Below are 12,081 nucleotides of genomic sequence, written 5' to 3' on the forward strand. Positions count from 1 at the left end.
CACCACAACAGTTTGCTGGCGACAATAGCAAGAGTGAACCACCTGATCCCTTCCCGAACTCAGAAGTGAAACCTCTTAGCGCTGATGGTAGTGTGGCACTTGCCATGTGAGAGTAAGTCATCGCCAGCTTTTAAATACTAAACACCCCTACTCAAAAGAGCAGGGGTGTTTTTTATTATATGATTAATGTATCGTTTGAATTTTAAACAGATATTGCAATGAAAGATTTACAAAAAATTTATACTGATAAAGTAAATGAGGCACTATTTCGATTACAGAAGTGCGAAAATCTTATAGACTCATATTTTGCAATCAAAGATTTATTAGATTTAGAATCCTTAATATTACATTTGTAAAAAGAATTGGAAAGATCCAATAAAATTTTTAATTTACTTTTTTGCCAATTAGTTCTCTATATATATGGATAAAGAGACAGTTGTTGATTGATAAAAAATGTTATTTCTAGTAAATTTTTGTCCTAAAGCCATAATAGTAATTTAGGGCTAAATTATTACATAAGATGGACACTGCCATGACGTATTTAATTAATTTAAAAAAATTAGGGGTTAACTCTACACTCTTAGCTACTTCAGTTGCATTAGTTGCTTGTGGGGGTGGGGGTGGGGGGTATTATGGAAATAATAGTTCTAATAATACCAGTGGTAGTGGTTCTGATTCAGGAAATAACTCTTCTACTGATAGCTCAAAAGTTGCTGAAAGTATTAAAGTATTAGACTTAAAAGATACTTCAAATAATGTAATTGTTAATGCTAATGATAATTCTACTGTTAAATTCTCAATACAAGTACTAAATAAAGATAGTGGTGGAATTGCTGATAAAGATGTGACTTTATCTATCACTGATAGTGATAAATTAGGTGTAACCAGTAAAGTTTCATTAGTGAAAACAGTTGATGGCGGTATTGCTGAGTTTGAACTAAATGTACCGTCTATATCTGCAGGAACGGGTAAAGTATTATTAACAGCAACCGTGAATGGCACATCAATTAAACAGGTTTATACACTAAACATTACTAAAACTAGTACTGTTCAAAGTAACTTTAACTTAAATATTCAGCAAGGAGTTATTCTTAATTTACCTAAAGGTTCTGCAACGATTAATGCACAAGTGACAGATCAAAATGGTGGCGTTAAAGCTGGCCAAAATGTCAGTTTAGCTCTACCTGTTGAGATGCAAGGTAAATTTTCTATTTCTTCTGGATCTTCTCTTACTACCAACAGCAATGGTATTGCTACATTTACAATTGTTGCAAATGCTGATTTAACGACTGAAGATGTTCAGAAGTTTGTTGCGACTTCTCAAAGCTTAGATTTTAAATTGATAGATGAATATAAAGCTCAAAAAACGGTAAAAGCTGCGATTACTTTTAAAGATATTTCACAAATTGTGCAAAAGCTTGAAATTATTAAAGCTGATGCACCAATTACTGCACAAAACGGTATGACACTCGTTAAAGTGCGTGCAAAAAATAGTAGTGATATTGCTCTAGCTAATAAAAAAGTGAAGTTAATTTTCACAGATAAAAGTGATGCTTACGGTGTTAGTATTGATCAAACTGAAATAATGACTGACTCTAATGGTTATGCAACCTTTACGTTAAAAGCTAATTCTAACTATCCGATCGCTTTGTCACAACAGGGTATTAACTTAAAAGCGGTATACTCTGATAATACAGAAGTTTTTGCTCAAGATACGATTAGTGTTATTACGGTTGATAGTAATGCAGCAGATCAGTTAGCGTTACAACGTTTAGAAGTTGCATCTTCTTATAAAATCAATGCAAAAAATGATCAGATAACGATTACCGTTAAAGGCATTAATAATAAAGGTGAGGCTGCTACAAAAGGAAAAGTTACATTAGCACTAAATAATATCGCTACTTCTAATGGTGTAACTTTTGATGGAAGTGCTGAGCGAGATTTTAGTACAGCTGCAGGTGGTTATATTACATATACTTTACATACTAATGCGAATACTGCAGATGCAGTTGCTGCTTTAGTACAGGCGGGTATTACTGCTACATTTAAGACTGATAATAGCTTAACAAATGAAATAAAAATTGCTGTGACGGATGAAGCTAAATCTGAAGAGGCAGTAAGTTATTTATTAATTGATCCGATTAACACTGCTTTTGATTATACAAAAGACCAGACTATTACTGTAAAAGTTAAAGCAATTGGTGTTAAAGGAAGTGCTCTAAAAGGTGAAACAGTTTCTGTTTCATTGCCAACATTATCTACAACAGATTTACAAAATTTAGGCTTAAGCCTAACAGGTCCATCTTCTAAAAATACAGATGAAACTGGATACGCAACTTTTGTTTATGATTATAAGGCAAGTGGTTTAAGTGAACAAAAGCAACTAGTTTCAAACGGTATTCGTATTACAGCACAGGCTAGTTCGAATAGTGCACAACAAACAACAACAGTTAATTTTAAAGCTCCTACAGATCAAACTGATTTAGATCTAGACTATTTAACTGTAGACATGCCTGGCAATTTAGTAATAACTCAAGGTGTTGAGCAAACAATACAAGTAGCAGTGAATGCAACGGGTACTGATGGTAAATTTTTAGTGGGTCAAAAAGTTGGTATTGGTTTAAATGAAGCTGCAATAACTAATGGAGTAAGTCTTGCTACTGCATCAGCAATTTCAACTGACGCTAACGGTAAAGCTATTTTTAGTCTTAAAATTAAGGCGAATAGTCCAACAGAACTTGCAAATTTAATTGCGAATGGAATAACGGTTGCTGTCAATAGTAAGCGTAAAGATGGTTCAGCCTATACGATAGCACGTAAAATTGATATTAGTCAGCCACCAGTAATTTTGCCAAATCTTGCAGGATTAGATTTATCTTATGATGTGCAAACAGTATCTGTTTTGGGCGGAGAAGTACGAATAAAAGTTACGGCTAAAGATAATGCAGGCAATATGATTGCGAATACTCCATTGACTATTGCTTTATCTAACTTGGTAAGTTCTAGAGTTTCTTTATCCAATGTTTCGCTGACTACAAATAGTAAAGGTGAGGCTGAGTTTACGGTTAAGGTATCTGAGGGTGTTTATGATGCTAGTCTAATCAAAAATGGAATTACATTCGCTGTTGTTGGAACGAATCTTAACAATGGTGATCGTATCCAGCAAACAGGTACTATCCAAGTTGCTATTCCTAAAGATTCAGTTAATTTACGTTTAACTTCTGATAAGAATGACGTGGAAATAGGTCAAACATATCAAGTTCAAGTTGCTGTAAAAGATGAGCTTGGCGCAAATACTGCTTATCCTGTTAATTTATCTTTAAATCAAGAAGCAATAAATGCAGGAATAAAGTTGAGCGCTGATTCCGTAATGACAACTGCAAATGGCTCAGTCCCAATTTCAATGACTATTCCAAAAGATATGTCAGATTCCGTTAAGTCTGCTTTATTAACTTCTGGTATAAAAGTCTTTGGTACAATTAAAAATCCAAAAGGTGAAGAATTAAAAACAACCTTAAACTTCACTTTAGTTGCGCCTATCAATGTAAATCATTTAACAATTGATAGTAATAAAGTCTCATTAAGTACGGCAGGCGATACAGCATTAACTACCGTTAAGCTATTAGATGTTAATCAAGGCGGAGTGGCAAATCAGCCAGTAACTTTAACGATTGTTGATCCTCGAAATGTTACTTCAATCAAAGGTGCTTCACAAGTTGTTACTAATCAATATGGTGAGGCTGTTTTTACCCTAGATATGAAGGCTAGTGTCGATACCAATACAGCACCTATTTTACTCATAGCATCGCACGTTAATGAACAAGGTGCTTTAGTACAACAAGTATCACAAATATCAGTAAACTCACCAACTGCGTTAGCGCCTCAGTTAGATTTGAAATTGAAAGCATCTAAAGATAAGTTGCATGTTCGTGGTGATGCTGTAGATATTTCTGTACTTGTTACTGATATTAATGGTTCGAGTCAATCTGGTAAGGCAGTAACTTTAACTATTCCAGAATACCAAAAAAATGGGGCATACATTCGCGGGGCATCAACAGTCGATAGTGATGCAAATGGTTGGGCTACATTCACAGTTGTTGTTGATGAAAATCTTCGTGGACAAGGTTATAGCGCAGCTCAATTTGTGATAGATGACCTTCGTGTAGAAGCACTAGTTAAAGATAATAATGGAACTGAACGACGTCAAAGCTATTTGGCGGATATCATTGCTGCTGATGTTCCTGCTAGTCAAGGTTCGATTACAGTGGTCATGAATCCGAATAAAGTAGGTATCGATGATCCGAATGGCGTTTATTATAATTGGAGTGCTTCTGCTCAAGTTGTTGACTTAGATGGTCGCCCTGTAGCAAATCAAAATGTTACAATGGATGTAAGAGCTGTGGAGTTTAAGCGAGGTGCTTGGACAGTAGTCGAGGATTCTGTAACAAAAGAAAAATCTTGGGTGCAATATTTATCACCAGCACCTTCATTAGTTGCACCATTATCATGTACTGTTCCTGCAAATGATGACCCAACAACTCCATACGATGATCGTAATGTGACTATTCATGGCTTGAACAAATTTGATCAGGTATTGAATACGTATCGCGATATCTTGACTTTGGATCGCAATGGTAATCAAGTATTAGAAACACTCAATGCTGTACGTTTTATTGGTGCAAGTGAGGCGAATCCATATACAGCAACTTATACAACGGATAAAGAGGGTAAGTTTGATTTCCAACTACGTTATCCAAAAGCTTATGCAACATGGTTATCTGTTCAGGTTGGTGCAACAACAACCTTATCAAGTACTCCAATACATGGTTATCGTACAGTTTCATTGCCAGCGCTTGCAGAAGATTTTGACAAAACGAATTGGGCATTTACGCCTTCATTAAATAATACTAGCCCATATGGAACTTTACATACCTGTAAATAATTTCTAATGCGAATAAAATAGGAAGCTCAATGGCTTCCTATTTTATTTTTGATGAATTGAATTAATCATCCAACAAGTCCATCTGCTTCGCTAATTGGTATAGGTTATTAGAGCGATTACCTGTACGACAAAACATTAAAATAGGTTTTGGCAATTCGTTATAGTGATTAGCAAATGTGCGAACATCTAACTCTGTGATCTGACCTGCAACAACTGGTTGGTAAACGTAATCTAGGCCAGCATTACGAGCTGACTCTTCAATCTGTGCGCTTGTAGGTTGTTCAGAACCACCTTCCATGTCTGGACGATTATTAATAATAGATTTGAAGCCTTTTTCGACAACTTGATCTACATGCTCAGGGCCGATTTGACCTGCAAAACCAACATTTTCTGACATCTTGTCACTCCAAAAATAAACAAAACATTTTATGCTCTATCATAGCATTAAGCTCGATCTTGAGTTTAAATGTCTGTAGCAAATAAATGATGATAAGTAATAAGATAAAGCATTGGAGCGCGCATGCACACCTACACAGTTGAGCCGTTGTATGTTCCTAGTGGCGAAGAAACCATAGCAGCAGATTTCTACCTACCAAAGACCAATATTAAACCTGCTGTAATTCTTATGGCACATGGATTTGCTGGATTACGCCAATTTAAATTAGTTCAGTATGCACAACGTTTCGCTAAAGCTGGCTATGCTGTCATTTTATTTGATTATCGCTATTGGGGCGGAAGCACAGGAAAACCGCGTGAATTGGTTTCACTCGGTGCTCAATTAGATGATTGGAAAACCATTGTTCAATATGCTTCGAATTGTAAATTAATTGATAGTCGACGTATTATTTTATGGGGAACCTCACTAAGTGGTGGATATGCGCTTAGTTTAGCTACTGACCTTAAAAATATTCAGGCCGTGATGGTACAAGTGCCTTATGTAGATGGGGTTGAAACAGCAAAATTATACCCATTACAACGTTATCCAGAAGCTTTAAAGCGTTCTAGTCAGGATTACATGGGGTCTAAGATGGGCTTAGTACCTAAAACTTTGCCAGTTGTAGATCAGCATAAACTATGCTTTTTACCGACCTCTGATAGTTATTATGGTTATCATTCGATTGTAAATCCTGACTATTATTGGAGTGGTGAAGTTCCTGCACGTGTATTTTTTAATTTAATGCGCTATCGTCCGATTCAATTTGTACGCAAAATTAATATCCCTGTTTTATTTATTGCTGCGAAACATGATTCTTTGATTCCAATTGAATCTAGTCGTGAAGCTGCTACAAATATTGCACCATTTGTAAGCTATCATGAGTGGGAAATGAAGCATTTTGATATTTATCACGGTTCTTGGTTTGAAAAAGCAGTCACAACCCAATTAGAATTTTTACATCAACATATCGGAGTGATGTAAATGATCATTGTCTGTGCATCCTGTGGTGCAAAAAATCGTGTACCTGAAGAAAAATTAGCAGTTCATCCCAACTGTGGGCAATGCCATCAACCATTATTAAGGTTAGCGCCAATTGAATTAAATGAGCAAAATTTTAGCCATTTCATTAGTCATTCAGATTTACCTGTACTCATCGATCTTTGGGCAGAATGGTGTAATCCTTGTAAAATGATGGCACCTCATTTTGCTGAGGTTGCCAAACATAATCCTCACGTCGTGTTTGCTAAAATTGATACTGAAGCAAACCCACGTTTAAGTGCTGCATTTAATGTCCGCAGTATTCCGACTTTGGTCTTAATGAATAAGACGACTGAATTGGCCAGAATAAGTGGTGCATTACGTACACCAGAGCTACAGCAATGGTTAAATCAGCAATTACAGCAACATCAAGGACATTAACATGACTGAACGTTCAAATCATCCAGAAGGGGTTTTATCCTTACAGAATATTGCTATGCCAGCAGATACAAACTGGAGTGGTGATGTATTTGGAGGATGGATTGTTTCACAGATGGATCTCGCAGGAGCGATTCATGTTGAGCGTTTGAGCAAGGGACGATGTGCAACAATTGCAATTAATGAAATGACCTTCCTTGTGCCTGTTAAGGTTGGAAATGTGATTAGTTGCTATACTAAAATTTTGAAAGTCGGAAATACTTCCGTACAGGTGCAAATCGAGGTATGGAATAGTCACGACAATTCGCGTGATCCGATTCGAGTTACTCAAGGTGTTTTTACATTTGTTGCTGTTGACGTGAATGGTAATAAACGACAAATCTCAGAACAAATTAAGCAAGATTTTTTAGCAAGCTGATAAAACAATAAAGCCCAAATTGAATTGGGCTTTATCTTCAATCTAAGACTATTTTTTACGTTTTGGTAGCCAAGCCCAAAGCATCTGACATTGAATTGGTTCGTTACCAGAATCGTCAATGACGGTCACAGGAATTAATAACTCGCCTTTATCATTATCCGCAATAAACTTTTGTTGCTCTGCTGATAATGTTGCAGTTGCTGTTAAACCGCCTTGAGCAACTTTTAAATAGTCAACATGCAATGATTTAATTAACAAGATACGATCATCTGGGATATGTAAGCCCGTTAAAAAGCCCGTTGCAGTTTCTGCTAATAATGCCATTGCTGCTGCGTGAACCCCTTTAATATGATTTTGCATATTTCGTTGGTTTTCAATACGCACAGTGACATGGTCTTTATCAACTTCTAAATAACGAATATTTGCTGTTCCAACCATAGGAACAACACGACCAAAAGCTTTACTCCATAGCGTACTACGGATACTTTTGGGAAATTTAGAAGTGGTTTTAACCAGCGTATAAAGACGGTTATCTTTTGCCATAATGAACCTAATGCTTAGTCTTTGAAATTATTAAATTGAAGTGGTAGACCAAATTGTTGTTCACGTAAAAAGTTCATGACCTGTTGCAATGTATCGCGCTTTTTATCTGTGACACGGATTTTGTCTCCTTGGATAGAAGATTGCGCTTTGATACCACTTTCTTTAATGGCTTTATTAATTTTTTTTGCGGTATCTGAGTCAAGTCCATCTTTCAGCTTGATCACTTGGACTACATTTTTACCAGAAGCAGTGGCTTTTTGTGGATCTAAAGCTTGTACATCAAGCTTACGTTTATAGAAGTGATTTTCAAGCATAGTATAGACTTGTTCACATTGGAAGTCACTTTCAGTTGAGATTTTGATTTCTTTATTTTTTTCATTTAACTCAATTGAAACGTCTTGTCCACGGAAGTCAAAACGTGTTGCAATCTCTTTTTCTGTATTTTGTACAGCATGATTGACTTCAAATAACTCTAATTCAGAAACAATATCAAAAGAAGGCATGGTTAGACCTTTACAAAGGGAAAGAATATTTGAGATGCTAAGGGTGTTTTCTTCATTTGCCAAGTGTTGTTTACATCAAAGGAGTGCACAATGATCCGTAAACAAGAAATTACAACATTTGAGTTCCCAGAAGGCGCAGTCATTTGGGATGTCCGAGATGCCAAAGCTTATGCAGAGGCACACGTCAAAGGGGCGTTGAATCGTCCAATTGCTGAAATTAATGCGGATAGTTTGACTCAGGTTGCAGCGGATCAGCCGATTTATATTTTATGTGGAGGTGGTAGTAAAGCACCACGCGCAGCAGAGCTTTTAGAAGGTTTAGATGATTCTCGTGAATATGTTGTATTGATGGGCGGTACACGTGCAGCACGTGATGCTGGCTTAGCTTTAGAACAAGGCGCATAGATCAGTTAAATTTGCCAAAATACTTAGGTATTTTGGCAAATTTAAAGAATGAACAACTAAGATAATAATTTACCCAGAATAATAAGGTTTTTTAGCTTTTAATTTCTTTTGAAATCTTTGAGGATTTAATTTATCCAATAAATTTTGAGGAACTGGGCAAAGTTCACCTAACATTAGTGATGCTAAGATTTCACTACATAATGGCGCAAATAAGAAACCTTTTGATCCTAAACCAGCAAAAGTATAGATTTGATCAAGATTTTGTATTTTCCCAACTAAGGGGAAATAATCTAAACTTTGTGCACGAACGGATGCTCTTCCTTGCCAAGTCTCCAGTTTTGGAAGTTGTTCTGCATATTGAGGGAAGACACTGTGGATAAGTTCGTAGTTATGCACATGATCTTCAGTTAGCACTTCTGCATCATCCCGATTGGGATAAAAAGATGCACCCAGAATTAACTGTGAAGCATCCAGTTGTATGCAATAGCCACCATAACTATAAGCTTGATCCAGTGCTAAAGGCCGCTGGCTATTCTCAACCCAGCTGACTTGTCCTCGAATTGGCTTTAAGACAGGATAGTTTTCGATGAGTTCAGCACTTTGTTTAGCACAACAGACAATCGCATGATCCGTTATGGCAATTTTTTGTTGGTCTTGCCAGAGTGTAACTTGGCTATCAGTCGACTCTAATCGAGAAATTTTTGCTTTTTCTATTCGAATATTAGCATGTTGTAAAATCTCATCACGTAATTGATGTGGTGAAACTGCGCCAGCTTGATGTAAGGTCAGACTTGGAAGCTCTGTTTCAGGAAGGCATTCAAGTGTTGTATTTGCAGTTAAAACGTTTTCAGGATATTGCTCAACCAGTCCCAGCAGTTCATCTGCATTTTTTAATGCAATTTGCTCTACTTGAATCGGTCTAAATGCCTTAAAACGAGGATAAAAATTCAACGCATGTTGCCAACTCAAGGTCATTAAGTGTTCATGCGCCTGTTCAATTGGGCATAGTTTTGGATTGAGCAATGCCAAGGGATTGCCAGATGCTCCTGAAAGCGGCTCATTTTGCTCGTAGATCGTAACTTGATGTCCTCGTTGAGCAAATGCCCATGCTGAGCTTAAACCTGCGATTCCTGCGCCAATAATCGCAATATGTCGCTGTACAGATGCTGAGCTTGTTATTTCAGATTCATTTTGAATCGTTATGTCTTGCTTCGAATCGGCGGTGTCTTTTTCTTCTTGTGAAGCATTTAGCCAAATCGCTTTGAGCATTTCTCGTTTATGGCCAAAACCTCGTGGACGGCTGATTTGGATACCGTGTTGTTTAAGCCCACGTTTTAATATGCCTGCGACACTAAAGGATGCGAAAGTTGTTCTAAAATCAGATAAACGCACCATATGATCTAAGACATTTGCTTGCCACATATCTGGGTTACAAGATGGAGCAAAACCGTCCAAAAACCATGCATTCACTGCTTGGGTTTTAGGGATCGTTGGAAAAATATCCTGAGCATCCCCTAGCCATAAATCAATACTAAAACGTTCTTCAGGAAAACTTAAGCGATGACAACCTGCGATTGGCAAGGGATATTGCTGAATCAATTTTTCTGCTAAAGGTTTGAGCTCTGTCCAAACATTGAGTGCGCGGATCAAATCTGCTTTATTTAATGGAAATTTTTCAACGCTGACAACATGTAAATGGCTGTGATTATCTAAGCGAACTTGTTGCCAGAGTTGCCACAGGGTCAAAATATTGAGTCCTGTACCAAAACCAGTTTCACCTACACAGAAATATTGATAATCGTGTAGTTGAGAGAGGCGTTCGGTTAAATCATTGCCATTTAAAAATACATGTCGGGTTTCAAGCAAACCATTGTCTTTAGAAAAGTAGACATCACCGAATTGTTTAGAAATAGGAATTTCGATGCCATCGACTATTTCCCAATCTAATTCAGCAGTTTGTAATTTTGATGAATGAGACATAAATAAAAATTATATTGTTACCACTGGCGACGACGTTTGGTGTAGACATAGCTCGCAATAAAGAAACCTAGAATGACACCAACTGCAATGGTCATAGCACCATACAAGAACATTTGAGCACTGCGCTCACTTTGTAAAACTTGAATCTGAACAGTAAGATTGTCATTTTTGAGTTGTAATTCTTGATTTTGCGAGAGCGCTGCAAGATTGGCATTTTCAAGTTGTTTTAAGCGATTGGCTTGATCTTGAACCAATGCTTTGACTTTTGCTTCTTGTTGCTGTTTAGCCTTTGCAATTTGTTCAGCAGTTAAGGGCTTAGCAGTTGCCGTAGTAACAGGGGGGGAAGCTGTTGTTGAGTTTGGTTTAGCTTGAACAGTTGTTGTCGGTGCAATAGCTGGTGTTGGTTCAACAGCCCAGACTGATGAACTCATTAAGCATAAGGCGAAAAAGCTTTTGGCTGCAAAGTGCATGATTTACCCTTTTGGAAAAGCTTTGTTGAAAGGCTTTACCTCAATATTTGAGTAAATTCCTTCTTTTAAAAAAGGCTCTTCCTGAATCCAGCTATCTAGCGCTTCACGCGTGTCAAATTCAACAATAATCGTACTGCCTAAAAAACCTGCTTGTGGATTATTTGGATCTTTAGGATGAGCGCCAGCAGCAATTAAACGTCCTTCATCATCTAGCTTTTGCAATCGTTCAATATGTTGTGGACGAGTTGCTAAACGTTTTTCTAAGGTACCTTCATGATCAGTACAGGTTAGGACAAAATAAGGCATGGCAGTCGCTCAATGATTCAAAATTCAGTCGGTGGTTTTAAAATGCTTTCTTAAGAAAAATAGTATAGCAGCAAGGTAACTGATAGAAACGATAATATCGCCGAAAGCCGTGAATTCGCCCCAATATTTGCCTTGCATATAGACGAATCCAAAGAAAAAATGTAAAGCGGCAAGCAAAAAGAATTGTCCACACCACGCTAAGTTCAATCTCATCCAGCCTTGATGACTTAACTCCAGTAATGAACCAAGAAGCTTTTTAATAATCGGGGTACGTTCTTTATTGAATAATGGGGTAACTAAAAAACCTATTCCAATACCGATATTGATGATGATTGCTTTCATTTTAATGTAGGTCACATCACTGAATACGAGTGTGATTCCACCAAAAATCACCGACATGACAACAATAAACCATTGCATTTTTTCCAGTTTAAATTTCTGGAAAAAGAACAAACAACCGTAAACAACAAGCGTTGAAATTAAAAGTGCACAGGTTGCAACAAGAATATGATTTTGATCGGTATTTCCTGCGCTACCAACCAACTGTAATAAAGGGTGATGACTATCTTTGGGATTAGTGGTTTTATAAAAATAAAAGAAGATAATAATCGGCAGATAGTCGAGCAACGCTTTCATGTTACAGTACGATGATGAAATAGGTC

Annotated in this window: 12 protein-coding genes and 1 rRNA gene; 6 read left to right on the forward strand and 7 right to left on the reverse strand. The window is 37.0% G+C overall.

Going from position 1 to position 12,081, the window contains the following annotated elements; all coding sequences use genetic code 11:
* Window positions 1-14 precede the first annotated feature (14 nt).
* Together rrf and CDG59_RS12350 are read left to right on the forward strand one after the other, a co-directional pair.
* A 5S ribosomal RNA gene (rrf, locus tag CDG59_RS12345) occupies window positions 15-129 on the forward strand.
* 403 nt (window positions 130-532) lie between these two features.
* Window positions 533-4,942, forward strand: coding sequence for a hypothetical protein (locus CDG59_RS12350; protein ID WP_087545561.1), 4,410 nt, complete (start codon window positions 533-535; stop codon window positions 4,940-4,942).
* A 61-nt stretch (window positions 4,943-5,003) separates the two neighbouring features.
* On the opposite strand, the gene CDG59_RS12355 is transcribed toward CDG59_RS12350, so the two are convergent.
* Window positions 5,004-5,339: a TIGR01244 family sulfur transferase gene (locus tag CDG59_RS12355; protein WP_004664941.1), complete on the reverse strand. Its 336-nt coding sequence runs from the start codon at window positions 5,337-5,339 to the stop codon at window positions 5,004-5,006.
* Window positions 5,340-5,462: 123 nt separating this feature from the next.
* On the opposite strand from CDG59_RS12355, the gene CDG59_RS12360 reads away from it, so the two are divergent.
* The 3 genes from CDG59_RS12360 to CDG59_RS12370 are packed head-to-tail and all read left to right on the forward strand — an operon-like array spanning window position 5,463 to window position 7,212.
* The gene (locus CDG59_RS12360; RefSeq protein ID WP_087545563.1) at window positions 5,463-6,359 is read left to right on the forward strand and encodes an alpha/beta hydrolase; all 897 of its coding nucleotides are present in this window, start codon (window positions 5,463-5,465) and stop codon (window positions 6,357-6,359) included.
* Window positions 6,360-6,797: a thioredoxin TrxC gene (trxC, locus tag CDG59_RS12365; RefSeq protein WP_087545564.1), complete on the forward strand. Its 438-nt coding sequence runs from the start codon at window positions 6,360-6,362 to the stop codon at window positions 6,795-6,797.
* 1 nt (window position 6,798) lies between these two features.
* Window positions 6,799-7,212 (forward strand): acyl-CoA thioesterase, encoded by a 414-nt coding sequence (locus CDG59_RS12370; RefSeq protein ID WP_005164249.1) that lies wholly within the window; start codon window positions 6,799-6,801, stop codon window positions 7,210-7,212.
* 48 nt (window positions 7,213-7,260) lie between these two features.
* On the opposite strand, the gene CDG59_RS12375 is transcribed toward CDG59_RS12370, so the two are convergent.
* Entirely contained in the window at window positions 7,261-7,755 is a 495-nt protein-coding gene (locus tag CDG59_RS12375) for a DUF4442 domain-containing protein (protein WP_087545566.1), read from the reverse strand.
* A gap of 14 nt (window positions 7,756-7,769) precedes the next feature.
* Window positions 7,770-8,258: a YajQ family cyclic di-GMP-binding protein gene (locus tag CDG59_RS12380; RefSeq protein WP_087545567.1), complete on the reverse strand. Its 489-nt coding sequence runs from the start codon at window positions 8,256-8,258 to the stop codon at window positions 7,770-7,772.
* A 90-nt stretch (window positions 8,259-8,348) separates the two neighbouring features.
* Here CDG59_RS12380 and CDG59_RS12385 point away from each other — a divergent pair, with 90 nt between their 5' ends.
* The gene (locus CDG59_RS12385) at window positions 8,349-8,663 is read left to right on the forward strand and encodes a rhodanese-like domain-containing protein (RefSeq protein WP_087545569.1); all 315 of its coding nucleotides are present in this window, start codon (window positions 8,349-8,351) and stop codon (window positions 8,661-8,663) included.
* 69 nt (window positions 8,664-8,732) lie between these two features.
* Here the strand turns inward: CDG59_RS12385 and mnmC are convergent, their stop codons facing one another.
* The 4 genes from mnmC to CDG59_RS12405 are packed head-to-tail and all read right to left on the reverse strand — an operon-like array spanning window position 8,733 to window position 12,055.
* Window positions 8,733-10,643, reverse strand: coding sequence for an FAD-dependent 5-carboxymethylaminomethyl-2-thiouridine(34) oxidoreductase MnmC (gene mnmC / locus CDG59_RS12390; protein WP_087545570.1), 1,911 nt, complete (start codon window positions 10,641-10,643; stop codon window positions 8,733-8,735).
* A gap of 17 nt (window positions 10,644-10,660) precedes the next feature.
* A complete protein-coding gene (locus CDG59_RS12395) occupies window positions 10,661-11,113 on the reverse strand; it encodes a hypothetical protein (protein ID WP_087545571.1) in 453 nt (150 codons plus the stop codon).
* A gap of 3 nt (window positions 11,114-11,116) precedes the next feature.
* A complete protein-coding gene (locus CDG59_RS12400; protein WP_005164260.1) occupies window positions 11,117-11,419 on the reverse strand; it encodes a YciI family protein in 303 nt (100 codons plus the stop codon).
* A 24-nt stretch (window positions 11,420-11,443) separates the two neighbouring features.
* Window positions 11,444-12,055 carry a septation protein IspZ gene (locus tag CDG59_RS12405; protein WP_087545572.1) on the reverse strand — a complete coding sequence of 204 codons (612 nt, stop codon included), beginning with the start codon at window positions 12,053-12,055 and terminating at the stop codon, window positions 11,444-11,446.
* Window positions 12,056-12,081: the final 26 nt, after the last annotated feature.

Origin of the sequence: Acinetobacter sp. WCHA29 (assembly GCF_002165335.1) — a bacterium.
GTDB lineage: Bacteria > Pseudomonadota > Gammaproteobacteria > Pseudomonadales > Moraxellaceae > Acinetobacter.